At 66.2% G+C, this 23,803-nt stretch carries 22 protein-coding genes; 20 read left to right on the top strand and 2 right to left on the bottom strand.

All coding sequences use genetic code 11. The annotated features are described in order from the left end of the window. Positions 1-89 precede the first annotated feature (89 nt). The 3 genes from lpdA (at position 90) to QF040_RS10405 (ending at position 3,373) form a co-directional block, all read left to right on the top strand. Positions 90-1,517, top strand: a complete 1,428-nt coding sequence (gene lpdA / locus QF040_RS10415) for a dihydrolipoyl dehydrogenase (protein WP_429610957.1) — start codon at positions 90-92, stop codon at positions 1,515-1,517. 96 nt (positions 1,518-1,613) lie between these two features. After that, positions 1,614-2,711: a cell division protein ZapE gene (gene zapE, locus QF040_RS10410; protein ID WP_429610956.1), complete on the top strand. Its 1,098-nt coding sequence runs from the start codon at positions 1,614-1,616 to the stop codon at positions 2,709-2,711. Further along, complete coding sequence (locus QF040_RS10405; RefSeq protein WP_429610955.1) at positions 2,708-3,373, top strand: hypothetical protein; 666 nt, start codon at positions 2,708-2,710, stop codon at positions 3,371-3,373. Before zapE ends, QF040_RS10405 begins: the two co-directional genes overlap by 4 nt. Positions 3,374-3,390: 17 nt before the next feature. On the opposite strand, the gene QF040_RS10400 is transcribed toward QF040_RS10405, so the two are convergent. Continuing rightward, complete coding sequence (locus QF040_RS10400; RefSeq protein ID WP_429610954.1) at positions 3,391-4,185, bottom strand: PP2C family protein-serine/threonine phosphatase; 795 nt, start codon at positions 4,183-4,185, stop codon at positions 3,391-3,393. Between the two features lie 108 nt (positions 4,186-4,293). Here QF040_RS10400 and QF040_RS10395 point away from each other — a divergent pair, with 108 nt between their 5' ends. Together QF040_RS10395 and QF040_RS10390 are read left to right on the top strand one after the other, a co-directional pair. Further along, positions 4,294-4,497 carry a YdcH family protein gene (locus tag QF040_RS10395; protein ID WP_041943815.1) on the top strand — a complete coding sequence of 68 codons (204 nt, stop codon included), beginning with the start codon at positions 4,294-4,296 and terminating at the stop codon, positions 4,495-4,497. After that, positions 4,494-6,560: an ATP-dependent DNA helicase gene (locus QF040_RS10390; RefSeq protein ID WP_429610953.1), complete on the top strand. Its 2,067-nt coding sequence runs from the start codon at positions 4,494-4,496 to the stop codon at positions 6,558-6,560. The genes QF040_RS10395 and QF040_RS10390 overlap by 4 nt, the downstream gene beginning before the upstream one ends. Positions 6,561-6,627: 67 nt before the next feature. Here the strand turns inward: QF040_RS10390 and QF040_RS10385 are convergent, their stop codons facing one another. Then, a complete protein-coding gene (locus QF040_RS10385) occupies positions 6,628-7,434 on the bottom strand; it encodes an outer membrane protein assembly factor BamD (RefSeq protein WP_307644229.1) in 807 nt (268 codons plus the stop codon). A 71-nt stretch (positions 7,435-7,505) separates the two neighbouring features. Between QF040_RS10385 and QF040_RS10380 the strand changes: the two genes are divergently transcribed. The 15 genes from QF040_RS10380 to hflK all read left to right on the top strand — a co-directional run bounded on the left by QF040_RS10380 (position 7,506) and on the right by hflK (position 23,803). Then, a complete protein-coding gene (locus QF040_RS10380; RefSeq protein WP_429610952.1) occupies positions 7,506-8,474 on the top strand; it encodes an RluA family pseudouridine synthase in 969 nt (322 codons plus the stop codon). Positions 8,475-8,603: 129 nt separating this feature from the next. After that, positions 8,604-9,503, top strand: coding sequence for an SMC-Scp complex subunit ScpB (gene scpB / locus QF040_RS10375; protein ID WP_429610951.1), 900 nt, complete (start codon positions 8,604-8,606; stop codon positions 9,501-9,503). Next, complete coding sequence (locus QF040_RS10370) at positions 9,490-11,286, top strand: pseudouridine synthase (RefSeq protein WP_429610950.1); 1,797 nt, start codon at positions 9,490-9,492, stop codon at positions 11,284-11,286. The genes scpB and QF040_RS10370 overlap by 14 nt, the downstream gene beginning before the upstream one ends. A 152-nt stretch (positions 11,287-11,438) precedes the next feature. After that, a complete protein-coding gene (gene ndk, locus QF040_RS10365) occupies positions 11,439-11,864 on the top strand; it encodes a nucleoside-diphosphate kinase (RefSeq protein ID WP_013542117.1) in 426 nt (141 codons plus the stop codon). Between the two features lie 21 nt (positions 11,865-11,885). Beyond that, positions 11,886-13,031, top strand: a complete 1,146-nt coding sequence (gene rlmN, locus QF040_RS10360) for a 23S rRNA (adenine(2503)-C(2))-methyltransferase RlmN (protein WP_429610949.1) — start codon at positions 11,886-11,888, stop codon at positions 13,029-13,031. Positions 13,032-13,044: 13 nt separating this feature from the next. Next, the gene (gene pilW / locus QF040_RS10355; RefSeq protein ID WP_429610948.1) at positions 13,045-13,899 is read left to right on the top strand and encodes a type IV pilus biogenesis/stability protein PilW; all 855 of its coding nucleotides are present in this window, start codon (positions 13,045-13,047) and stop codon (positions 13,897-13,899) included. Then, positions 13,892-14,857, top strand: a complete 966-nt coding sequence (locus QF040_RS10350; protein WP_429610947.1) for a helix-turn-helix domain-containing protein — start codon at positions 13,892-13,894, stop codon at positions 14,855-14,857. The genes pilW and QF040_RS10350 overlap by 8 nt, the downstream gene beginning before the upstream one ends. Continuing rightward, the gene (gene ispG / locus QF040_RS10345) at positions 14,854-16,131 is read left to right on the top strand and encodes a flavodoxin-dependent (E)-4-hydroxy-3-methylbut-2-enyl-diphosphate synthase (RefSeq protein WP_429610946.1); all 1,278 of its coding nucleotides are present in this window, start codon (positions 14,854-14,856) and stop codon (positions 16,129-16,131) included. Before QF040_RS10350 ends, ispG begins: the two co-directional genes overlap by 4 nt. A 15-nt stretch (positions 16,132-16,146) precedes the next feature. Continuing rightward, positions 16,147-17,457 (top strand): histidine--tRNA ligase, encoded by a 1,311-nt coding sequence (hisS, locus tag QF040_RS10340; RefSeq protein ID WP_429610945.1) that lies wholly within the window; start codon positions 16,147-16,149, stop codon positions 17,455-17,457. Between the two features lie 6 nt (positions 17,458-17,463). Then, the gene (locus QF040_RS10335; protein WP_429610944.1) at positions 17,464-18,156 is read left to right on the top strand and encodes a YfgM family protein; all 693 of its coding nucleotides are present in this window, start codon (positions 17,464-17,466) and stop codon (positions 18,154-18,156) included. A gap of 7 nt (positions 18,157-18,163) precedes the next feature. Then, positions 18,164-19,306: an outer membrane protein assembly factor BamB gene (gene bamB, locus QF040_RS10330; protein WP_429610943.1), complete on the top strand. Its 1,143-nt coding sequence runs from the start codon at positions 18,164-18,166 to the stop codon at positions 19,304-19,306. A gap of 60 nt (positions 19,307-19,366) precedes the next feature. Continuing rightward, on the top strand, positions 19,367-20,710 hold the full coding sequence (der, locus tag QF040_RS10325) for a ribosome biogenesis GTPase Der (RefSeq protein WP_429610942.1): 1,344 nt from the start codon (positions 19,367-19,369) through the stop codon (positions 20,708-20,710). Between the two features lie 174 nt (positions 20,711-20,884). Next, positions 20,885-21,130 (top strand): RNA chaperone Hfq, encoded by a 246-nt coding sequence (gene hfq / locus QF040_RS10320; protein ID WP_012747311.1) that lies wholly within the window; start codon positions 20,885-20,887, stop codon positions 21,128-21,130. Between the two features lie 55 nt (positions 21,131-21,185). Continuing rightward, positions 21,186-22,355 (top strand): GTPase HflX, encoded by a 1,170-nt coding sequence (hflX, locus tag QF040_RS10315; RefSeq protein WP_429610941.1) that lies wholly within the window; start codon positions 21,186-21,188, stop codon positions 22,353-22,355. A 74-nt stretch (positions 22,356-22,429) separates the two neighbouring features. After that, entirely contained in the window at positions 22,430-23,803 is a 1,374-nt protein-coding gene (gene hflK / locus QF040_RS10310; protein WP_013542107.1) for an FtsH protease activity modulator HflK, read from the top strand.

Here is a 23,803-nt window from a genome sequence, read left to right as displayed (position 1 = left end):
ACACCTGCGGCCCGGCAAAGCCGGTTCCGCGGTGTTCGCGAAGGAAGCCTGATCCACGCTGCGCGATGGACAACTGAAACGGAAACCCTATGAGCAAACAATTCGACGTCATCGTCATCGGCGGCGGCCCCGGCGGCTACATCGCCGCGATCCGTGCGGCGCAACTCGGCTTCAACGTGGCCTGCATCGACGAGTGGAAGAACGCCAAGGGCGGTCCTGCGCTCGGCGGCACCTGCACGAACGTGGGCTGCATTCCTTCGAAGGCGCTGCTGCAATCGTCGGAGCACTTCGAGCACGCCGGCCACGGCTTTGCGGACCATGGCATCAAGGTGTCGGGCCTCGAACTCGATATCGGCAAGATGCTGGCCCGCAAGGACCAGGTCGTGAAGCAGAACAACGACGGCATCACCTACCTGTTCAAGAAGAACAAGATCACGTCGTTCCACGGCCGTGGCTCGTTCGTGAAGGCTGCCGAAGGCGGCTACGAGATCAAGGTGGCGGGCGCCGCCGAAGAAACCATCGTCGGCAAGCACATCATCGTGGCCACGGGCTCCAACGCCCGCGCGCTGCCGGGTGCGGCCTTCGACGAAGAGAACATCCTCTCGAACGACGGCGCGCTGCGCATCGGCGCCGTGCCCAAGAAGCTCGCGTTGATCGGCTCTGGCGTGATCGGCCTGGAAATGGGCTCGGTCTGGCGTCGCCTCGGCTCGGAAGTGACGGTGCTCGAAGCGCTGCCCACGTTCCTGGGCGCAGTGGACGAACAGATCGCCAAGGAAGCCAAGAAGGCATTCGACAAGCAGGGTCTGAAGATCGAGCTGGGCGTTAAGGTCGGCGAGATCAAGTCGGGCAAGAAGGGCGTCTCGATCGCCTGGACCAACGCCAAGGGCGAAGCCCAGGTGCTGGACGTCGACAAGCTGATCGTGTCGATCGGCCGCGTGCCCAACACCATCGGCCTGGCGGCCGACACCGTGGGCCTGGCGCTCGACGAGCGCGGCGCCATCACCGTGGACGGCGACTGCAAGACCAACCTGCCCAACGTGTGGGCGATCGGCGACGTGGTGCGCGGCCCGATGCTGGCGCACAAGGCCGAGGAAGAGGGCGTTGCCGTGGCCGAGCGCATTGCCGGCCAGCACGGGCACGTCAACTTCAACACGATTCCCTGGGTGATCTACACGCACCCCGAAATCGCGTGGGTCGGCCAGACCGAGCAGCAGCTCAAGGCCGAAGGCCGCGCCTACAAGGCCGGCACGTTCCCGTTCCTGGCGAACGGCCGCGCACGCGCGCTGGGCGACACGACCGGCATGGTCAAGTTCCTGGCCGATGCCACGACCGACGAGATCCTGGGCGTGCACATGGTGGGCCCGCAGGTCAGCGAACTGATCTCCGAAGCCGTGGTGGCGATGGAGTTCAAGGCGAGCGCCGAAGACATCGCGCGCATCTGCCATGCGCACCCGTCGCTGTCGGAAGCCACGAAGGAAGCCGCGCTCGCCGTCGACAAGCGCACGCTCAACTTCTAAGGATGTTCGCCCCCGGCTTGCCGCTTCGCGGACTGCGCCACCCCCCGTGGGGGAGGCTCGGTCGCCTTGGGGCGGCCCGGCGGCGACCTTGATATCTTGAGCGTCAAAGAGGCTTACGAAAAGGAACTCGCCGCGCGCGGGTTCCACAGCGATCCCGCGCAACTGCGCGCCGTGGAGGCGCTGGACCGCTGTGCGAACGAATGGGCCGAGTACAAGGCCCAGCGTTCGAATGCGCTGAAGAAGTTCATCAACCGGCCCGAGCTGCCGCGCGGCGTCTACATGTACGGTGGCGTCGGGCGGGGCAAGAGCTTCCTGATGGACCTGTTCTTCAACGCGGTGCCGCTGCGCCGCAAGACGCGGCTGCACTTTCACGAATTCATGCGCGAGGTGCACCGCGAGCTGCGCGAGCTCCAGGGCACGGTCAACCCGCTCGACGAGCTGGGGCTGCGCATTTCGAAGCGCTACAAGCTGATCTGCTTCGACGAGTTCCACGTGGCGGACATCACCGACGCGATGATTCTTCATCGGCTGCTGGTGTCGCTGTTCGAGAACGGCGTGGGCTTCGTCACCACGTCCAATTTCAAGCCCGACGACCTGTACCCCGGCGGGCTGCACCGCGACCGCATCCTGCCCGCGATCGCGCTGCTCAACGAGAAGCTCGAAGTGCTGAGCGTGGACAACGGCACCGACTACCGGCGCCGCACGCTCGAGCAACTGCGCATGTATCTCACGCCGAACGATGCGTCGGCCGAGAAGGAAATGCGCAAGGCCTTCGACAAGCTGGCCGAGACGGCCGACGAGAACCCGGTGCTGCACATCGAGGCGCGCGAGATCCGCGCACGGCGCAAGGCCGGCGGCGTGGTCTGGTTCGATTTCAAGACGCTGTGCGGCGGACCGCGTTCGCAGAACGACTACCTCGAAATCGCGAGCCAGTTCCACACGGTGCTCCTGTCCGACGTGCCGCACATGCCGGTGCGCATGGCCTCGGAAGCACGCCGTTTCACCTGGCTGGTGGACGTCTTGTACGACCGGCGCGTGAAGCTCATCATGTCGGCAGAGGTTCCGCCCGAGGCGTTGTACACCGAGGGTCCGCTGGCGCACGAGTTTCCGCGCACGGTCTCCAGGCTCACCGAAATGCAGTCGAGCGAGTTCCTCTCCCTGGAACGCCGCATCGTCGATACCCGACTCACATGAAAAAAATTGCCCTTGCCCTGCTGATGACCCTGGCCAGCCTGCCGCTCTGGGCGCAGTCGAATGCTGCGGCGGGCAACGCCAATCTCGAAGCCGAGCGCACCCGGCTTTCTGCCGAACGCGAAGCGATCGAAGCGCGCTTCCTGCAGGAGCGAACGGCTTGCTACAAGAAGTTCGCGGTCGAGGATTGCCTGCGCGAAAGCCGCGGTCGCCGGCGCACGGAGCTCGACAGCATCAAGCGCCAGGAAACGGCGATCAACGACATCCAGCGCCAGCGCGCCGGCGCGGCGGAGCAGCAGAAGCTCGACCAGAAGGCCGCCACGCAGCGCCCGGCGGACACCCAGGAAAAGCGCGACCAGTCGGCCAAGGACCAGAAGGACCGCGAACAGCGCGCAGCGGACCATGCCGCCAGCCGGGCCTCCACAGCGGCCGAAGCCGCCGAGCGGCAGAAGCAGTTCGACGACAAGCAGAAGGCGCACGCTGACGCACAGACCAAGGCCGCGCAGCGCCGCGCCGAGGCGCCCGCTGAGGCCGAGCGTTTTGCAGAAAAGCAGCGCAAGGCGGAAGAGCACAGGGCGAGCCGCGAGCGCCAGAACGCCGATCGCACGAAGCCACGCGGCGCACCGTTGCCGCCAGCGGCGCCCGCGTCATCTCCGGCGCGCTGAGGGCGCTGCTGCTGCGATCAGGCCGTTGTTGCGGTGGTTGCCGTTGCCGTCGCCGGCAGCGAATCGAGCTTCAGCACTGCAATGGAAATGTTGTCGCCCGTGCCGCGGGCTCGGCGACGCGCTTCTCCCACCAGGATTTCGACCGCATCACGCGGCGACTGCGCGTACAGCACGCTCGCCAGTTCCGCGGGGCTGAAGTAGTGCCAGAGCCCGTCGCTGCATGCCATCAGCAGGTCGCCCGGCTGCATCTTCGGGATGTAGTGCGGATCGATGGGCGGCGGCGTCGTCGCCATGCCCAGGCACCCGAGCAGGATGTTGCCCTGCGGATGCACATTGGCCTCGGCCTCGCTGATCTGGCCGCGATCGACCAGCGCCTGCACGTACGAATGGTCGCGCGTGCGCTTGACCAGTTGCCCGTCGCGGAAGTGATAGATGCGCGAGTCGCCCGCATGAATCCAGGCGCAGTCGCCCTTGGGGTTCATGAGGAAGGCCGCGAGCGTGCTGTGCGGCTCCTGCTCGCTGGAGATCGCGGTGAGCTTGATGACCGTGTGCGCGTCGTCGAGCAACTGGCGCAGGATGGCCTCGGGGTCGTCGCGTTCGGGGTGGTAGCGGGTGAAGAGCTGGCGCGCCGTCATCAGCACCTGGTCGGAGGCCTTGCGGCCCCCGCTGCGGCCACCCATGCCATCGGCGATGACGCCAAGGACACAGCCCGGCGTGCGCGGATGGCTCATCATCAACACCTGGTCCTGTTGATAGGGGCGGTCTCCCTTGTGGAGTCCGGTGGCGGCGGCAAGTCGAAAGCCTTGGGTCATGAGCACATGTGCGCCGAAGGCGCGCTTCCTGTCTTCTCGTAAATTCGTATCAGGACGTATTATCGAATGAACATGCGCCGCGCAAACCTCGCGTTCGCACACCCACCGTTGGACTCCAATCTCCACTCCCTTTCCCGCCAGCTGATCGAACTGCGCATCGAGCACGCCGATCTCGACGCCACCATCGACCGCCTCGCCGAAGCCTCGCCGCAAGACGAGCTCCTGCTGCGGCGCCTGAAGAAGCGCCGTCTTGCGCTGCGCGACCAGATCACGCGCGTGGAGAACATGCTCGATCCGAGAGAGCCCGCGTGACCGAGACGCTGGAGGACAAGGTGCGCGATGCGTTCGCGCAGGGCGGGGTGCTCTCGCACGCCGCCGATCAGTTTCGCGAACGTACGGGCCAGACCGATATGGCGATGGCCGTGGCCCGGACGATCGACCAGGGCGGGGTGCTGGTGGTCGAGGCCGGCACCGGCGTCGGCAAGACTTTTTCGTACCTTGTGCCAGCGCTGTTGAGCGGCGAACGCGTGCTGCTGTCGACGGCCACCAAGACCTTGCAGGACCAGTTGTTCGGCCGGGACCTGCCGCGCTTGGTCGAAGCATTCGGCCTGCCGGTACGCACGGCGCTCCTGAAGGGGCGGGGTAGCTACCTGTGCCTGCACCGTCTCGACACGGCGCGTCACGATGCCTCGCTGCCCGAACGCGGCAGCCTGCGAACGCTCGCCAAGATCGAGCAATGGTCCAAGGCCACGCGCACCGGCGACCTGGCCGAACTGCCCGGGCTCGACGAGCGCTCGCCGCTGATTCCGCTGATCACCTCCACACGCGAAAACTGCCTGGGCGCGCAGTGCCCACAGTTCAAGCCCTGTCACGTGAACCTGGCGCGGCGCGAGGCGCTGGCGGCCGACATCGTGGTCATCAACCACCACCTGTTCTTTGCCGATCTCGCGGTGCGCGAGACCGGCATGGCCGAACTGCTGCCGAGCGTGAGCGTGGTGGTGTTCGACGAGGCCCACCAGCTCAATGAAACCGGCGTGCAGTTTCTCGGTGCGCAGCTGGGCAGCGGCCAGGCGCTCGATTTCGCGCGCGACATGCTGGGCGCCGGCCTGCAGCATGCGCGAGGGCTGGTCGATTGGCAGCAGCTGGTGGCGGCGGTCGAGCGGGCTGCGCGCGAATTGCGGCTCGTGGTCGGCAAGCAATGGCCGGGCGCCAAGCTGCGCTGGCTGGGTGAGTCGCCGGAGGGCGTCGATCCGGGCGCCTGGCAGAAGGCGCTCGAAGACCTGCAGCATTCGTTCGAACTTGCAGCCGAAGGGCTCGATACCGTCAGCGAAATTTCTCCCGACTTCGTGCGTCTGCACGAGCGGGCCCAGCAGCTCGCCAAGCGCTCGGCGCGCTTCGCATTGCCGTGTGCGGTCGATTCAGTGCGCTGGGTGGACGTGGGTTCGCAGCTGCGGCTCATCGAGTCGCCCCTCGACATTGCCGAGGCGATGCGCAAGCGCGTGCTCAAGATCAGCGAACCGGACGACGAAGACGACAGCGACACCGACGCGTATGGTGAGCGCCCCGCCGTACAGGAGCGGGAGCACGATCGCCGCGCCTGGGTCTTCACCTCCGCCACGCTGGGCGATGAACCGACGCTGCGCTGGTTCACCGAGCCCTGCGGCTTGGGCGATGCCGAGGTGCTGCGCGTGCAGAGCCCGTTCGACTACGCATCGCAAGCGGCGTTGTACGTGCCGCGCGTCTTTCCGAAACCCAACGATCCATCGCACAGTGCGAAGGTCGCGCAACTGGCCGCACGCGGCGCCGCGGAGCTCGGCGGGCGCACGCTGGTGCTGACGACCACGCTGCGCGCATTGCGCACCATCGGCGATGCGATGAAACAGCATTTCGAGCTGCTCGATGCGGCGGCTCGACCCGAAGTATTGGTTCAGGGCGAACTGCCCAAGCGTGTGCTCATGGAGCGATTCCGCGAAGGCGCGAACGAAGGGCGTGCCGGCTGCGTGCTGGTGGCGTCGGCGTCGTTCTGGGAGGGCTTCGATGCGCCCGGCGATGCGCTGCAGTTGGTGGTGATCGACAAGCTGCCGTTTCCGCCGCCCAACGATCCGCTGGTCGAGGCGCGTTCGCAGCGCCTCGAAGCGCAAGGGCGCAGTTCGTTCAGCGACTATTCGTTGCCCGAGGCGGCCGTGGCGCTCAAGCAGGGTGCGGGGCGTTTGATTCGCCGCGAGACCGACAGCGGCGTGCTGGCGATCTGCGACACCCGGCTGGTGGCCATGGGCTACGGGCGCCGCTTGCTGGCGGCGCTACCGCCGATGCGGCGGCTCGAAACCGAGGCGGATTTCGAGAGCGCCATCGGCGCCCTCAAGAACCCCTACTGATTGATGGTGCCTCCCTTTGCGGGAGCTGCACGAAGCGAAGTGAAGAGCCGCCGGAGGCTCTCTTACTTCACCAGACCTTCCACCAGGGGTCGTTGCTGCCCTTGAAGCCGTTCGCCAGGTAGGTGCTCTGCGGATAGTTGGTGGTCAGCACGCGCTGGGCATCGTCGCGCAGGTCCTTCATGCCGAGGGCGTCGTACGACTTCACCATGATGTACAGGGCTTCTTCGAGCGCCGGCACTTCGCGGTAGTCGGCCAGTGCGATCTGTGCCCGGTTGATGGCCGCCAGATAGGCGCCACGCGTGTAGTAGTAGCGGGCCACGTGAACCTCGTACTGCGCGAGCGAATTCACGATGTAGTTCATGCGCTGGCGCGCGTCGGGCGCGTAGCGCGAATCGGGGAAGCGCGTCACGAGGTCGCGGAACGACTCGAACGATTCCTTGGCGGCCTTCTGGTCACGCTCGGACAGGTCCTGGCGCGTGAGGAACGCGAACATGCCCAGGTCGTCGTTGAAGTTGATCACGCCCTTGAGGTAGAGCGCGTAATCGAGCGCCGGGCTGGCTGGGTGCAGCTTCATGAAGCGGTCGATGGTGGCGATGGCACTGGCCTTTTCGCCGCTCTTGTACTGGGCGTAGGCCTTTTCCAGTTGGGCCTGCTGCGCGAGCGGCGTGCCGGCGGCGCGGCCTTCGAGCTTCTCGTACAGGGGAACCGCCTTGTCGTAGGCGCCCGAACTGGACTCTTCCTTGGCTTCCGAGTAAATGCGGTTGGGGCTCCAGGACGCGGTCTTGTCTTCCTTGGTGGAGGAGCAGCCGGTAGCGAGCAAGGCCGCCGCGCTGAGCGCGATCCAAGCAGGGACCGATAATTTGGCGCGAAACATCACATACGGCTTTCGTGAAACAGTTGCCTTCAATTATATCGACCGACCCTTTGGCCGATCCCCCGGAAACCATGGAGCTCGAAGAGGGCGCCGATCCGGCCGAGCCGAGCGAACTGCGCCCCTTTGCGATCGGTCAGGCAGAGCATGGCCAGCGGCTCGACCGAGCCCTGGCGGCCCTGGTGCCCGAGTTTTCCAGAAGTTACCTGCAGCAGTTGATCGAGGCCGGTGCCGTCGAGTTCCAGGGCCGCACGCTCACCAAGGCCTCGGCCACGGTGCGCGCGGGGCAGGCGGGGCGCATCGAACTGCGCCCGACGCCCCAGAGCCAGGCCTTCCGGCCCGAGCCGATGGACCTCGTCACCGTGTTCGAGGACGAGCACCTGCGCATCGTCGACAAGCCGGCTGGCCTCGTCGTGCATCCGGCACCGGGGCACTGGAGCGGCACGCTGCTGAACGGGCTGCTGGCGCTGGACCCGAAAGCCGTGCTGCTGCCCCGCGCGGGCATCGTGCACCGGCTCGACCGCGACACCAGCGGGCTGATGGTCGTCGCGCGCACGCGTGCCGCGATGGACGCGCTGGTGGCGCTGATCGCCGCGCGCGAGGTCAAGCGGCAATACCTCGCCATCGGGCACAAGCCGTGGGTCGGCGCCGCGGCCCGCCAAGTCGATGCGCCGATCGGGCGCGATCCGCGCAACCGGCTGCGCATGGCCGTGGTCGACCTGGAGCGCCATTCGGGCAAGACGGCCCGCACGCTGATCGAGCGGCTCGACAGCCATTCGGAAGGCTGCGTGGTGCGCTGCACGCTGGAAACGGGCCGCACCCACCAAATTCGGGTGCACATGGCGTCGATCGGCCACCCGCTGGTCGGCGATGCGCTCTACGGCGGCGCTCCGGCAGTGGGGCTGGCGCGTCAGGCGCTGCATGCGTTCCGGCTGGCCTTCGTGCATCCCGTCACGCAGGCGGCGCTCGAGTTCCGCTCGCTGCCGCCGCCGGACCTCGTTCAGGCTTTGCAGTCCTGGGGGCTGGACTACAATCGCGCCTGACGGCCCAAGGGCCGCGCCGGCCCCCCGAAGCCGGCCCTGCGTTGCACTCGCCGCGTGCCGGCAACGCCTCCTTCTTTCATCCTTCTGAACAAGCGCCCCTGAGGCGCCTTTTCCCGGATAACGCGAACCATGAATACGGCGGATGCCAAGCGCATTCTCGAAACCGCCTTGATCTGTTCGAGCCAGCCGTTGCCGGTGCGCGATCTGCGCGTGCTGTTCGACGACGAGCTGGGTGTGGACACCATCAAGGTGCTGTTGCTTGAACTGCAGGAAGACTGGGCGCAACGCGGCCTGGAGCTTGTGAGCGTCGGCAGCGGCTGGCGCTTCCAGAGCCGGCCCGAGATGCGCGACCACCTCGATCGCCTGCATCCGGAGAAGCCGCCGCGCTACACGCGCGCTGCACTCGAGACGCTGGCCATCATTGCCTACCGTCAGCCGGCGACGCGCGGCGACATGGAAGATATTCGGGGCGTCACGATCAACTCGCTGATCCTGAAGCAGCTCGAGGACCGCGGCTGGGTCGAGGTGATCGGCCACCGCGAAACCGTCGGCCGTCCCGCGCTCTACGCAACCACGCGCCAGTTTCTCGATGACCTCGGTCTGGCCTCGCTCGACCAGTTGCCGTTGATCGAAACCCCCGCGCAGCAGGCTGCATTGGTCGATGCGCTCGAGCAGGCGTCCGGCAGCCAGCAGGGCCTGCCCATGGACGCCGTTGCCGAGTCGGATGCCGATACATCCGCCGATGGCGATGCGGACGTGATGCCGCAAGAGCCACAAGAGGCGCCGCTGTCCGCCGGCGACTCCGTCGAAGCAGCTCCCGAAGTGCTGGAAGCCGCCGCAGCGCAAGTAGCCGAAGACGCCGCGTCCGCCGAAGCGGACGAAGCCCCGCTTTCCGCAGGCCAAGAGGTCGAATCTCCCGCGGAAGCCGAGCCCACCCCCGTTACCACCGATTCCGACCCCGATGCCGCGTCCCAGGACGAGGTCGATCCCCACGCAGTTCCTCCGGAAAAACCCCATGAGCCCATCTGACATCGACGACGCGGGAAACCTGCCGATCGCGCCTGAATCCGAGAAGAAGGAGGCGCCGGCGCCTGAGCAAGCTGCGGATGCTGGCATCGACTCCGCAGCGCCTGCCGATGGCGAGGCTCCCAAGAAGCGGCGCCCGCGCAAGAAGAAGGTCGTCGAGGCTGTGGCCGATGAGGCCGAGGCATCTCCAGCAGTCGAGCAAGCCGAACCTACGGAGCCGGCGGTCGAGTCGCCGGTGGCTGCGTCTGAAGAAGCCGCTCCGGTAGCGGTTGCTCGCGAGGAGCGTGCGGCAGAAGAGGTTCCCCGTGGTGATCAAGGCGATCGGGGCGACCAGGGTGACGATGAGGACGAAGACGAAGAGCCCGACGAGGAAGAGGACGACCTCGACCGCGCCCGTCGCGCCGCCGAACGCGAGCAACGCAACGCCCCGCCGACCGAGCCGATCCGCTTCTCGGACGTCATCTCGGGCCAGTTCGATGCCGACGAGGAAAGCCCCGAAGTGCCGCCGCTCAAGCGCGTGTTGCTGCCCGAGGCCGATTCGCCCAAGCTGCACAAGGTGCTCGCACAAGCCGGCCTGGGTTCGCGGCTCGAGATGGAGGCGCTGATCCTGCAGGGCCGCATTTCCGTCAACAACGAACCCGCCCATATCGGCCAGCGCATCCAGTACGGCGACCAGGTCAAGATCAACGGCAAGCCGATCCGCTACCGCATCGCACCGCCGCCACCGCGCGTGATCGCGTACCACAAGCCGGTCGGCGAAGTGGTCACGCATGACGACCCGCAGAACCGGCCCACCGTGTTCCGCAAGCTCCCGCGGCTGCAGCAGGGCAAGTGGCAGTCGGTCGGCCGGCTCGACCTGAACACCGAAGGCCTGCTGCTGTTCAGCAGTTCCGGTGATCTGGCCAATCAACTGATGCACCCGCGCTTCGGCCTGGAGCGCGAGTACGCGGTGCGCGTGCTGGGTGCGCTCAGCAGCGAGGAAAAGCAGAAGCTGCTCGACGGCGTGCGCCTCGAAGACGGCATGGCCCAGTTCGGCACCATCGAAGAGGGTGGCGGCGAAGGTTCCAACTGCTGGTACCGCGTCACTATTTCCGAAGGCCGCAACCGCGAAGTGCGCCGGCTGTTCGAGTCGGTGGGCCATGCGGTCAGCCGGCTGATCCGCATCCGCTATGGCGCGATGGTGCTGCCGCGCGGTCTGAAGCGCGGCGCCTGGATGGAACTCGACGAACGCGATATCCGTGCGCTGTTTCAGGCCTCGGGCGGTGCGGCTGCCCGCCCTGCGGCGCCTCAGCAACGTGGCCCCGGCGGTCCCGAAGGCGGCGGCCGCAACGGACGCAACAAGAAGCGCCGCGGCAACCGCAATGGCGGCGGCCAAGGTCAGGGGCAAGGACAACAACAGCCGCGCGAGATGCGCGATGACGGACGCGAGGCGCCGATTCCGAATCCGCTGGGCGACGGTCGTCCGCCGCGCGGTGATCGCGGTGGCCGTGCCAACCGCGGTGGCGGTGGTGGCAACGGCGGCCCGCCGCAGCAGCGCCGCGGCGGCAATGCCGGCGGCAACAACCGCCAAGGGCAGGGCGGCGGCAACCGGCAGGGCGACGATCGCCAGCCGAGCGGCGCCAACCAGCCCGATCCGATGAAGACCTCGTTGGGCTATATCGGCGCCGACAGCTTCTCGCGCCAGCGCAAGGAGCAGCGCGGAGGGCAGGGGCGCCGCAGCGGTGGCGGTGGCGCCCCGGGCGGCGGCTACGGCGGTCCGGCAGGCTCGCGCCGCCGCGGACGCTGAAAGCCAGCCGTCACGGCGCGGCTTTCGCGGGGTTTTCACCAATCCCGAAGGCCGCGCCGGTTAAAATCAGAGGCTTTGTCGACTGGTGACGAAACAAATTCGTTGCAGTTGTGACAAAACACTTCAAAATCAAAGCTGCAGGAAGCATTTCAATGGCTATCGAACGTACCCTCTCCATCATCAAGCCCGACGCCGTTGCCAAGAACGTCATCGGCAAGATCGTTTCCCGCTTCGAGGCCGCCGGCCTCAAGATCGTCGCCGCCAAGCTGGTGCATCTGTCGCGCAATGAAGCCGAACAGTTCTACTCGGTGCACAAGGAGCGTCCCTTCTTCAAGGACCTCGTCGAGTTCATGATCTCGGGCCCCGTGTTCGTGCAAGTGCTCGAAGGCGAAAACGCCATCGCCAAGAACCGTGACCTGATGGGCGCCACCGACCCCAAGAAGGCAGCCGCCGGCACCATCCGCGCCGACTTCGCCGACAGCATCGACGCCAACGCCGTGCACGGTTCGGACGCTCCTGAAACCGCAGCGAACGAAGTCTCGTTCTTCTTCGCCGGCCTCAACGTCTACGCACGCTGAGGCTGTCTGCCGACTGATTCCATGACCACGGCCAACCTGCTCGACTTCGATCTCGAGGGACTGGCCGCGTTCTGCGAAAAACTCGGCGAGAAGCGTTTCCGCGCCACGCAGCTGTTTCGCTGGATTCACCAGCGTGGCGCCAGCGACTTCACCCAGATGACCGATCTGGCCAAGTCGCTGCGCGAGAAACTCGCGACCACCGCGCGCGTGGAGGCCTTGCCGGTCCTCACGCAGCACGAATCCAAGGACGGCACGATCAAGTGGCTGTTCGACGTCGGCGATGGCAATGCCGTCGAAGCCGTATTCATTCCCGAGGACGACCGCGGCACGCTGTGCGTGTCGTCCCAAGCCGGCTGTGCGGTCGGTTGCCGCTTTTGCTCGACCGGGCATCAGGGCTTCAGCCGCAACCTCAGCACGGGCGAAATCGTCGCCCAGCTCTGGTTTGCCGAACACTTCCTGCGCAAGCATTTGAAGCGCGACGAACGTGTCATCTCCAACGTGGTGATGATGGGCATGGGCGAGCCGCTGCAGAACTACGCCGCGCTGGTGCCCGCGCTGCGCACCATGCTCGACGACAACGCCTACGGGCTGTCGCGCCGCCGTGTCACCGTGTCGACCTCCGGCGTCGTGCCGATGATCGATCGCCTGGGCGCCGACTGCGCCGTGGCCATGGCCGTTTCGCTGCACGCGCCCAACGATGCGTTGCGCGACGACCTCGTGCCGCTCAATCGCAAGTACCCGATTGCCGAATTGCTCGAGGCCTGCAAGCGCTATCTCGCGCATGCGCCGCGCGACTTCATCACCTTCGAGTACTGCATGCTCGACGGCGTGAACGACCAGCCCGAGCATGCGCGCCAGTTGGTCGAGCTCGTGCGCAAGCACGACGTCTCGTGCAAGTTCAACCTGATTCCGTTCAACCCCTTTCCGGCCTCGGGCCTGCTGCGTTCGCCGCAGCCGCGCGTGCTGGCGTTCGCCCGGACGCTGAGCGAAGCCGGACTCGTGACCACCGTGCGCAAGACGCGCGGAGACGACATCGATGCCGCCTGCGGGCAGCTCGCTGGCGACGTCAAAGACCGCACCCGTGCCGCCGAGCGCATGGCTCAGCGCCGTGCCACCGAACGTCCCGTTGTCTTGCACCCGATGCGCAAGAACCCCACCGTCTCCTAGGAGCATTGAACCGATGAGCAAGGCCTTTCCGATGATCACCGCGAGCACGCAGCGCATGCTGGCTGCGAGCCTTGCCGGTGTCGCCGTGGCGTTTCTGCTCACGGGCTGCGTGAACACGCGGACCACCACCACCAGCCTGGCCGACACCAGCTCGGGCAAGGGCACCGAGATCGTCACCGAATCCGATGAGACCAATCGCCAGCGCCGCGCGCGCCTGCGCATGGAGCTCGCGTCTGGCTACTTCGAGCACGGCCAGACCACCGTGGCGCTCGACGAGATCAAGCAAGCGCTCGTGGCCGACCCCAACTACGCAGACGCCTACAACCTGCGCGGCCTCGTCTACATGCGCCTGGAGGATGCCGGCCTGGCCGAAGACAGCTTCCGCCGCGCGATCGCGATCGCTCCGCGCGACCCCAACATCCGCCACAACTACGGCTGGCTGCTGTGCCAGCAGAACCGCTTCGGCGATGCGGCGCAGCAATTCACCGAGGCGCTCGCCGTGTCCAGCTACGCCGACCGTGCCAAGACGCTCATGACGCAGGGCGTCTGCGAGCTCAAGGCCGGGTTGCGCCCGCAGGCGGAGCGCAGCCTGATGCAGGCCTATGAAATCGATGCCGGCAACCCGGTGGTCGGCTTCAACCTAGCGTCGGTGCTGGCGCAGCGCGAGGAGTGGCAGCGCGCGCAGTTCTACATTCGCCGCGTCAACAACAGCCCCTCGGCCAGTGCCGAGACGCTGTGGCTCGGCATCAAGATCGAACGGAAGCTCAACAACCGCGAGGCCATCGCGCAGTTGGGAGGCCAGCTGCAACGCCGCTTCCCTCAATCGCGGGAGGCATCAGCGTACGAGCGCGGGAATTTCAATGACTGAACGGGTTTCGGAGTTCGGAACCTCCGCGGCACTGCCGCTCGAGGAAAGCGACGTTGCGCAAAAGACAGCCGGCGATCTGCTGCGCGAGGCACGAGAGGCGCACGGACTGCACATCGAAATGGTGGCGGCCGCACTCAAGGTGCCGCCGCAAAAGCTCGCGGCGCTGGAAGCAGACGACATCGATTCACTGCCCGACCCGGTCTTCGCGCGCGCCCTGGCCAGCAGCGTCTGCCGCGCCTTGCGCATCGATCCGGCGCCGGTGCTCGCCAAGCTGCCGAACACCAGACAGGCGGGTCTGGCGGTGGCCGACCGGACTCTCAAGACCAACATCGTCTCCGGCACGCCACGCTGGAATGGCGGGCGCTCCAGCGTGCTGCCGTCGCGGGCGCTGCTGGCGGTGGTCGTGCTTCTGCTGATCGGCGCGGGCGCGCTGTTCTGGCTGCCGCAGTCGGTTTTCGACCAGATCGGCGCCTCGGTGTCGCGCCTCACATCGCGCGGCGAACCTGAAGCGTCTTCGACGGGCGAAGCGCCTGCGGGCGGAGCAGCCTCGGGAACGTCCGGCGTCGTGGCAGAAAACGTTCCCGTGCAAGCCGTGGCGCCCACCGGACCGGCGGGTGTCGCACCCGCCGCTGCCGCCAATGGGCCTGCGCCCGCGGCGGCCGCCCCTGCAACTGTCGCGCCTGGCGCGGCATCTCCCGTGGCCGTCGCGAGCAGCAGCCAGCAACTGGTTTTCGTGGCGCGCGAAGAGTGCTGGATTACCGTGACCGAAGCGGGCGGCAAGCAGCTGCTGCGCCGGAGCCTCCAAGCCGGTGAAACCGTCGGCCTGTCCGGCACGCTGCCGCTCTCGGTGGTGGTGGGCCGTGCGTCGGCTGTGGACGTGCAGGTCAGCGGAAAGCCCTACGATCTGAAGCCCGTCACCCGCGGTGGCGGCGTGGCGCGCTTCGAGGTGAAATCGTGACCGACTGCACACCCCAACCCATTGAATCCGCGGCGCCCAAGGCGCGCCGCTCGCGCCAGGCCAGCGTGGTCTGGGGCCCGCGTGTCGTCACGGTGGGCGGCGATGCGCCGGTGCGCGTGCAGTCGATGACCAACACCGACACGGTCGACGCCATCGGCACCGCGATCCAGGTCAAGGAGCTCGCCATCGCGGGTTCCGAGATGGTCCGCATCACGGTCAACACCCCCGAGGCCGCGGCCCAGGTGCCCTACATCCGCGAGCAGCTCGACCGCATGGGCATCGACGTGCCGCTGATCGGCGACTTTCACTACAACGGCCACCGCTTGCTCACTGACTATCCCGCCTGCGCCGAAGCGCTGAGCAAGTACCGCATCAACCCCGGCAACGTGGGCAAGGGCGACAAGAAGGACAAGCAGTTCGGCCAGATGATCGACGCCGCGATGCGCTGGAACAAGCCGGTGCGCATCGGCGTGAACTGGGGCAGCCTCGACCAGGAACTGCTCGCCAGCCTCATGGACACGAACAGCCAGCGCGCCGAGCCCTGGGACGCCAAGCAGGTGATGTACGAGGCGCTGATCACCTCGGCCATCGAATCCGCGAAGCTTGCCGAATCGATGGGCATGGCCGGCAACCAGGTCATCCTGTCGTGCAAGGTGAGCGGCGTGCAGGACCTGATCTCCGTGTACCGCGAGCTTGCGAAGCGTTGCGAGTACCCGCTGCACCTGGGCCTCACCGAAGCCGGCATGGGCACCAAGGGCACGGTGGCGTCGGCCACGGCGCTGTCGATCCTGCTGCAGGAGGGCATCGGCGACACGATTCGCGTGTCGCTCACGCCGCAACCGGGCGAGTCGCGCACGCAGGAAGTGCTGATCGCCAACGAAATCCTCCAGGCGCTGGGCCTGCGCGTGTTCGTGCCGAGCGTCACCGCCTGTCCGGGCTGCGGGCGCACCACGAGCACCACCTTCCAGGAACTGGCCAAGCAGATCGACGACTACCTGCGCCTGCAGATGCCGGTCTGGCGCAAGAAGTACCCGGGTGTCGAGACGCTGAAGGTGGCCGTCATGGGCTGCATCGTCAACGGTCCCGGCGAGAGCAAGCACGCCGACATCGGCATCAGCCTGCCCGGCACCGGCGAGGCGCCCGCCGCGCCGGTCTTCATCGACGGCGAAAAGGCCCTCACGCTGCGCGGCGACAATATCGCCAACGAGTTCCACCAGCTCGTCGAAACCTATATCGAAAAGCGCTTCGGCGGCGAACACGCCGTCGCCGCCTGACACCTCCGCAGACTCATGGCTGAAAAATTGAATGCCGTCAAAGGCATGAACGACATATTGCCGCCCGAATCGGCGCGCTGGGAGTGGCTCGAAGCCACGGTGCGCGACCTGATGGGGCGGTTTGCATACCGCAACGTCCGCACGCCGATCCTGGAGCACACCGCGCTCTTCGTGCGCGGCATCGGCGAGGTGACCGACATCGTCGAGAAGGAGATGTACTCCTTCCACGACCGCTCGGACAAGTACGGCGACAACGACCATCTGACGCTGCGCCCCGAGAACACCGCCGGCCTGGTTCGCGCGGTGATCGAGCACAACATGCTCTACGACGGCGGCAAGCGCCTCTGGTACATCGGTCCGATGTTCCGGCGTGAGAAGCCGCAGCGTGGGCGCTTCCGGCAGTTTCATCAGATCGGCGCCGAGGCGCTCGGCTTTGCCGGCCCCGACGTCGATGCCGAACTGATCCTGCTGGCCAACGCGCTATGGAAGCGGATCGGCCTGACCGACGTCCGTCTCGAGCTCAACAGCCTCGGGCAACCCGCCGAGCGTGCGCAACACCGCGCCCAGCTCATCGCCCACTTCGAGCAGCACGCCGACAAACTCGACGAAGACGGCAAGCGGCGCCTGCACAGCAATCCGCTGCGCATCCTCGATACCAAGAACCCGGCGATGAAGGACGTGGTCGAGTCGGCACCGAAGCTGATCGATTTCCTGGGTGCTGAATCGCTTGCGCACTTCGAGGGGCTCAAGGCCATCCTCGATGCCAACGGCGTGGCCTATACCATCAATCCGCGGCTGGTGCGCGGCCTCGACTACTACAACCTCAGCGTGTTCGAGTTCGTGACCGACCGCCTCGGCTCGCAGGGCACGGTGTGCGCTGGCGGCCGCTACGACGATCTGATTGCGCAGATCGGCGGCAAGCCCGCACCCGCGGTGGGCTGGGCCATGGGCGTGGAGCGCGTGCTCGACCTGATGAAAGAGCAGGGCACCGACATTTCCTTGCCTGTGCCCGACGTCTACGCGGTCGTTCCGGATGCATCCGCCATGCCCGTGGTGCTGCGCACGCTGCAACATCTGCGCGATGCCGGCGTGCGCGTGCAGATGCATGCGGCTACGGTCGACGGCCTCGGCAGCTTTAAATCGCAGTTCAAGCGGGCCGACAACAGCGGCGCCACCTACGCGCTGATCTTCGGCGCCGATGAACTTGCACGCGGCGAAGTGACTCTCAAGTCACTGCGCGACGGCAGCGGCGCGCAAATCGCCCGGCCCCTCGCCGAGGTGGCCACCTGGGCCGCCACCCTACAATCCCCGGCTCCCAACACCTGACAGCGCATGGCAACCCATCTCGACCTCGAAGAACAGGAACAGCTCGACCAGCTCAAGCATTTCTGGAACACCTACGGCACCCTGATCACCTGGGTCGTGCTGCTCATCGCCGGCGCCTTCGTGGCCTGGAACGGCTGGCAGTACTTCCAGCGGAACAAGGCAGCCCAGGCCGCGGCCCTTTACGACGAGGTCGAGCGCAGCACGCAGTCTGGCGACGTCGAGCGCATCCAGCGCGTGCTAGGCGACATGAAGGAACGCTTTGCCGGCACCGCGTATGCGCAGCAGGCGGGCCTGCTGGCTGCCAAGACGCTGTACGAAAAGGGCAAGGTCGAGGAATCGCGTGCCGCCCTGGGCTGGGTGGCGCAGAGCGCCGTCGACCCGGGCTACCAGGCCATCGCAAAGCTGCGGCTCGCGGCCGAACTGCTCGATGGCAAGTCGTACGACGAAGCCTTGAAGCAACTCGACGGCAATGTGCCGAAGGAGTTCGAACCGCTGGTGGCCGACCGCAAGGGCGACATCTACATGGCGCAGGGCAAGCGCGACGAGGCGCAGCAGGAATACCGCAAGGCCTGGACGGGCTTGGGCGCAACCTCCGACTACCGCCGCCTGGTCGAGATCAAGCTGAACGCGGTCGGTGTCGACCCGAAGAGCCTGGCGCCGACCATCACTGTCACACCCGCAGCCCCCAAAAACTCCTGACCGCATCATGAATTTCAAGCGTCTCATGCCTGAATCGGGCGCCTTGCGCGCAGGTTCCGCTCTTGTTTTGGTAGCACTGCTGGCCGCCTGTTCGGGCTCCGGCAAGCCGAAGCCGGCCGAGCTGCCCGTCAATCCCGCCACGCTCGGCGTGCGCCAGGCCTGGAGCGTGAAGATCCCGGAAGTGAGCTTCCCGCTCACCGCCGACGTCAGCGGCGACATCGTGACCGTGGCCGGCAACGACGGCACCGTCGTGGCCATCGACGCCCGTGCCGGCCGTGAAACCTGGCGTGCGAGCGCTGGCGCCACATTGGCGGCAGGCGTCGGCAGCGACGGCACGATGGCCGCAGTCGTCACCACCAACAACGAACTCGTTGCCATCGAAGGCGGCAAGGTCCTGTGGAAGCAGAAGCTGGCGGCCCAGGCCTTCACCGCACCGCTGGTCGCAGGCCGCCGCGTGTTCGTGCAGACCGCCGACCGCAGCATCAGCGCCTGGGACGGCCAGAGCGGCCGCCGCCTCTGGCTGCAGCAGCGCCCGGGTGAAAACCTCGTGCTGCGCAAGTCGGGCGTGCTGATCGCCGTGGGCGACACCCTGGTCGCGGGCATCGGCGGCCGGCTGGTCGGCATCAACCCGGCCAACGGCACCTCGCGCTGGGAGTCGCCCATTGCGGCGCCTCGCGGCACCAACGACGTGGAGCGCCTGGTCGATTTGACCGGCAGCGTGAGCCGCTTCGGCGACAGCGTTTGCGCGCGGGCCTACTACGCCAGCGTCGGTTGCGTCGAGACCCAGCGCGGTGCACTGGTCTGGAGCAAGCCGGCCTCAGGTGCGGACGGCGTCACCGGCGACGAAGGTTTTGTCTACGGCACCGAATCCGACGGCAGCGTCACAGCCTGGCGCCGCGGCGACGGCGAACGCGCCTGGCAAATGACCCGCTTCAAGAACCGTGTGCTGACCTCGCCGCTCGCGGTGGGGCGCTCGCTGATCATCGGCGAGGACACCGGCACGCTGCATTTCGTCTCGCGCGAAGACGGCGCGCTGCTCAATCGTGTCACGCCCGATGGCTCCGCCATCACCGTTGCACCGGTCTTGGCCGGCAACACGGTCGTGGTCGTGACTGCCAAGGGCGGCGTGTTTGGCTATCGCCCTGACTAATCTTTTCTTTTCCCACTCTCAAGGCCCGACCATGAAAACCGCGCCATCGAAAGGCCGGCCATGAAGCCGGTCGTGGCCCTGGTCGGCCGTCCCAACGTCGGCAAGTCGACGCTCTTCAACCGCCTGACCCAGACACGCGACGCCATCGTCGCCGACTACGCCGGCCTCACGCGCGACCGCCACTACGGCAACGGCCGCCTGGGCAAGCACGAGTTCATCGTGATCGACACCGGCGGCTTCGAGCCCGATGCCGGCAGCGGTATCTACAAGGAAATGGCCAAGCAGACGCGGCAGGCCGTGGCCGAGGCCGACGTGGTGATCTTTGTGGTCGATGCCCGCGAAGGCCTCTCGGCGCAAGACCACGACATCGCCAACGAGCTGCGCCGGCTGGGCAAGCCCTGCGTGCTGGCGGCCAACAAGGCCGAAGGCATGCACGACGGCACCAAGCTGGTCGACTTCTACGAACTGGGCTTCGGCGACGTGCACGGTGTGTCCGCCGCGCACGGGCAGGGCATGCGCGACCTGGTCGAGCTGGCCCTCGAGCCGCTGAACCTGCCTGACCCGGACGATGAGGCCGACGAAGACGACGTCAACAAGCCCATCAAGCTGGCGGTAGCTGGCCGGCCCAATGTCGGCAAGTCCACGCTCATCAACACCTGGCTCGGTGAAGAACGTCTGGTGGCCTTCGATATGCCGGGCACCACGCGCGACGCCATCTCGGTGCCGTTCGAGCGCAATGGCCAGCGCTTCGAGCTGATCGATACCGCGGGTCTGCGCCGCAAGGGAAAGGTGTTCGAGGCGATCGAGAAGTTCTCGGTGGTCAAGACGCTGCAGGCCATCGAGTCGGCCAACGTCGTGCTGTTGCTGCTCGACGCGACGCAAGGCGTGACCGATCAGGACGCGCACATTGCAGGCTACATCCTCGAGAGCGGCCGCGCGGTGGTGATCGCCATCAACAAATGGGATGCCGTCGACAGCTACCAGCGCGAGCAGATCCAGCGGCAGATCGAAACCCGATTGCCATTCCTGAAATTCGCGTCACTGCACTTCATCTCGGCCATCAAGCGCCAGGGGCTCGGTCCGGTGTGGCAAGCGATTGCGCAGGCGCACAAATCGGCCACCCGCAAGATGTCGACGCCGGTGCTCACCCGGTTGTTGCTGGAGGCGGTGCAATTCCAGGCGCCCCAGCGCGGTGGCATGTTCCGGCCCAAGCTGCGCTATGCGCACCAGGGCGGCATGAATCCGCCGGTGATCATCATCCACGGCAACTCGCTGGAGCACGTGACCGACGCGTACAAGCGGTTCCTGGAAGGGCGCTTCCGCAAGGAATTCGACCTGGTTGGCACGCCCTTGCGGATCCAGTTCAAGAGCTCGCAGAATCCCTTTGCGGACAAGGACAGCTGAATTACGTTTGGGGCGCTTGGCCGCCGATGGCGGCCGATGAGTTGCACCTGGAATGGAAGTTCCGTCTTTTGAGAACCGTTATTTTCTCAAGGCTTTTGGCTGCTATTGCTGCAGCGCAGAAACCCTGTGTTAAGGTCATCTCTCCAACAACTACTCTTGAACACGGAGAATATCGTGAGCAATAAAGGGCAACTTCTGCAAGACCCGTTTCTGAACACCCTGCGTCGCGAGCATGTGCCGGTTTCCATTTATTTGGTGAACGGCATCAAGCTGCAGGGCCAGATCGAGTCTTTTGACCAATACGTCGTGTTGCTCCGCAACACAGTGACGCAAATGGTCTACAAGCACGCCATTTCCACCATCGTGCCGGGTCGTGCCGTCAACTTCTCGGCTGCCGAGAACGACGACGCCGCAGCCTGATCGCGCGGAGCGCGACGGAGCCCCTCCGTCGCGCTTTTTCATTTTCTGATTCCGCTTGTCTGAACTGATCCACCGCCAGGAAGGCGCCGCCGTTCTCGTCGGCGTCGACTTTGGGCTGCCCCATTTCGACAGCGAACTCGAGGAACTCGGCCTGCTCGCGCAGACCGCGGGCCTCACGCCTGTCGCCCGACTCACCTGCAAACGCAAGGCGCCCGATGCGGCCTTGTTCGTGGGCAGCGGCAAGGCCGACGAGATCAAAGAACTCGCCGCCATGCATCAGGCGAGCGAGGTCATCTTCGACCAGTCCTTGAGCCCGGCGCAGCAGCGCAACCTCGAGCGCCAGCTCGACATCGCTGTCTACGACCGCACTTTCCTCATTCTCGAAATCTTTGCCCAGCGCGCACGTTCGCACGAAGGCAAGCTGCAGGTCGAACTGGCTCGCCTGCAGTACCTCAGCACGCGGCTGGTTCGCCGCTGGTCCCACCTGGAGCGCCAGACCGGCGGTGCAGGTGTGCGCGGCGGCCCCGGTGAGAAACAGATCGAACTCGACCGCCGGATGATCAGCGAGTCGATCAAGCGCACGCGCGAGCGTCTGGCCAAGGTGCAGAAGCAGCGCGGCACGCAGCGTCGGCAGCGCGAACGGCGCGAGACCTTCAACATTTCGCTCGTTGGCTATACCAACGCGGGCAAGTCGTCCCTCTTCAATGCGCTCGTCAAGGCGCGCGCCTATGCGGCCGACCAGCTCTTCGCGACGCTCGACACCACCACCCGCAACCTCTATCTTGGCGATGCAAAGCGCCAGGTGTCGATCTCCGACACCGTCGGATTCATCCGCGACCTGCCGCACGGCTTGGTCGACGCGTTCAAGGCCACGTTGCAGGAGGCGGTCGATGCCGATCTGCTGCTGCACGTGATCGATGCCTCCAACCCCCATTACCCCGAGCAGATGGCCGAGGTGCAAAGCGTCCTGCGCGAGATCGGCGCTGACACCGTTCCGCAACTGTTGGTATTCAACAAGCTCGACGCTCTTGAAAGTGCACAACGTCCGCTGCATCTGCAGGACGAGATGGAAATCGATGGCGTTCAGGCTCCCCGCATCTTCCTCAGCGCCAAGAGCGGCGAGGGCGTGCCGTTGCTGCGCGCCGAGCTGGCCCGGCTATCGGGCTCCGTAGCCGATACGATGACCCCTGCGGACGACACTGAATTGCACGATGCTGCCCTTTGATTGGGCACAATCCCGCCACTGACAAGAGAACGAAGCGAATGAATGCAAAGCCAGCGTGGAGAGGGTTTCTGGGCATGTTCAATCTGAACGATGGCCGATGGGGTCGCGGCGACGAGCCGTCGTCCTCCAATGGCGACCGCCCAGCCGGCAACCGGCCCCCCGATGCCGACCCTCCGGGCGCACCGACGCCCCCGCCTTCGGGCAACAACAATAACAACGGCAACCGCCCCCGCGGCCAAGGTCCCAACCAGGGTCCGCCTGACCTCGATGAACTCTGGCGCGACCTCAATCGCAAGCTCGGCGGATTCTTCGGCGGCGGCAAGGGCGGCGGCAACCGTCCCAACGGCAACAACAGCGGCGGTGGCGGCAACGGCTACAGACCCGATATGAAAAACGCAGGATTCGGCCTCGGCCTGGTGGCTGCCGTGGCTGTCCTGATCTGGCTCGGCACCGGCTTCTTCATCGTGAACGAAGGCCAGCAGGCCGTGGTCACGCAGTTCGGCCGCTACAAGTCGACCGTGAACGCCGGCTTCAACTGGCGCCTGCCGTACCCGATCCAGCGCCACGAGGTGGTGGTGACCACGCAGATTCGTTCCACCGACGTGGGCCGTGACGCCATCGTGCGTTCCACGGGCCTGCGCGAATCGGCCATGCTGACCGAAGACGAGAACATCGTCGAGATCAAGTTCGCCGTGCAGTACCGCCTGAGCAATGCACAGGCCTGGCTTTACGAGAGCAAGTCGCCGGCCGAAACCATCGTGCAGGTGGCCGAGAGCTCCGTGCGGGAAGTGGTCGGCAAGATGAAGATGGATGCGGCACTGGCCGAAGAGCGCGATCAGATCGCCCCGCGCGTGCGGCAATTGATGCAGACCATCCTCGACCGCTACAAGATCGGCGTCGAAGTGGTCGGCATCAACCTGCAGCAGGGTGGTGTGCGTCCTCCCGAGCAGGTGCAGGCCGCGTTCGACGACGTGCTCAAGGCTGGCCAGGAGCGCGAGCGCACCAAGAACGATGCCCAGGCCTACGCCAACCAGGTCGTGCCGCTTGCCTCCGGCACATCCTCGCGCCTCAAGGAAGAGTCCGAAGCCTACAAGGCGCGCATCGTGGCCCAGGCACAAGGTGACGCCGGCCGCTTCAGCGCGGTGCTGGCCGAGTACCAGAAGGCGCCGCAGGTCACCCGCGACCGCATGTACACCGATGCCATGCAGCAGATCTACGCCAGCACGACCAAGGTGCTGGTCGACACCAAGCAAGGCTCCAACCTGTTGTACCTGCCGCTGGACAAGCTCATGCAGATGAGCGGCAACAACGCCGCAACGCCCGTCGATGCTGCCAGCCCGAGCGTGGCCGGTACCGCACCGGCCCAGTCGTCGGTGATCCCGGTGGCCCCGCCCACGGGTGAAAGCCGTGGACGCGACGGCCGTTCGCGTGAACGTGACGTGCGTTGA

This window comes from Variovorax sp. W2I14, from assembly GCF_050435205.1.
GTDB lineage: Bacteria > Pseudomonadota > Gammaproteobacteria > Burkholderiales > Burkholderiaceae_C > Variovorax > Variovorax paradoxus_C.
Note: the sequence above shows the minus strand (reverse complement) of the source record. Positions and strands in the feature narration are given on the sequence as shown.

What these genes read in the sequence shown, in the direction of transcription:
- der (WP_429610942.1), top strand. Translation starts at nt 19,367, where the DNA reads ATGAAGCCGGTCGTGGCCCTGGTCGGCCGTCCCAACGTCGGCAAGTCG.
- QF040_RS10405 (WP_429610955.1), top strand. Translation starts at nt 2,708, where the DNA reads ATGAAAAAAATTGCCCTTGCCCTGCTGATGACCCTGGCCAGCCTGCCG.
- pilW (WP_429610948.1), top strand. Translation starts at nt 13,045, where the DNA reads ATGAGCAAGGCCTTTCCGATGATCACCGCGAGCACGCAGCGCATGCTG.
- hflK (WP_013542107.1), top strand. Translation starts at nt 22,430, where the DNA reads ATGTTCAATCTGAACGATGGCCGATGGGGTCGCGGCGACGAGCCGTCG.
- QF040_RS10335 (WP_429610944.1), top strand. Translation starts at nt 17,464, where the DNA reads ATGGCAACCCATCTCGACCTCGAAGAACAGGAACAGCTCGACCAGCTC.
- rlmN (WP_429610949.1), top strand. Translation starts at nt 11,886, where the DNA reads ATGACCACGGCCAACCTGCTCGACTTCGATCTCGAGGGACTGGCCGCG.
- QF040_RS10400 (WP_429610954.1), bottom strand. Translation starts at nt 4,185, where the DNA reads ATGACCCAAGGCTTTCGACTTGCCGCCGCCACCGGACTCCACAAGGGA.
- QF040_RS10370 (WP_429610950.1), top strand. Translation starts at nt 9,490, where the DNA reads ATGAGCCCATCTGACATCGACGACGCGGGAAACCTGCCGATCGCGCCT.
- bamB (WP_429610943.1), top strand. Translation starts at nt 18,164, where the DNA reads ATGAATTTCAAGCGTCTCATGCCTGAATCGGGCGCCTTGCGCGCAGGT.
- hisS (WP_429610945.1), top strand. Translation starts at nt 16,147, where the DNA reads ATGGCTGAAAAATTGAATGCCGTCAAAGGCATGAACGACATATTGCCG.
- QF040_RS10380 (WP_429610952.1), top strand. Translation starts at nt 7,506, where the DNA reads ATGGAGCTCGAAGAGGGCGCCGATCCGGCCGAGCCGAGCGAACTGCGC.
- QF040_RS10385 (WP_307644229.1), bottom strand. Translation starts at nt 7,434, where the DNA reads ATGTTTCGCGCCAAATTATCGGTCCCTGCTTGGATCGCGCTCAGCGCG.
- ndk (WP_013542117.1), top strand. Translation starts at nt 11,439, where the DNA reads ATGGCTATCGAACGTACCCTCTCCATCATCAAGCCCGACGCCGTTGCC.
- lpdA (WP_429610957.1), top strand. Translation starts at nt 90, where the DNA reads ATGAGCAAACAATTCGACGTCATCGTCATCGGCGGCGGCCCCGGCGGC.
- QF040_RS10350 (WP_429610947.1), top strand. Translation starts at nt 13,892, where the DNA reads ATGACTGAACGGGTTTCGGAGTTCGGAACCTCCGCGGCACTGCCGCTC.
- scpB (WP_429610951.1), top strand. Translation starts at nt 8,604, where the DNA reads ATGAATACGGCGGATGCCAAGCGCATTCTCGAAACCGCCTTGATCTGT.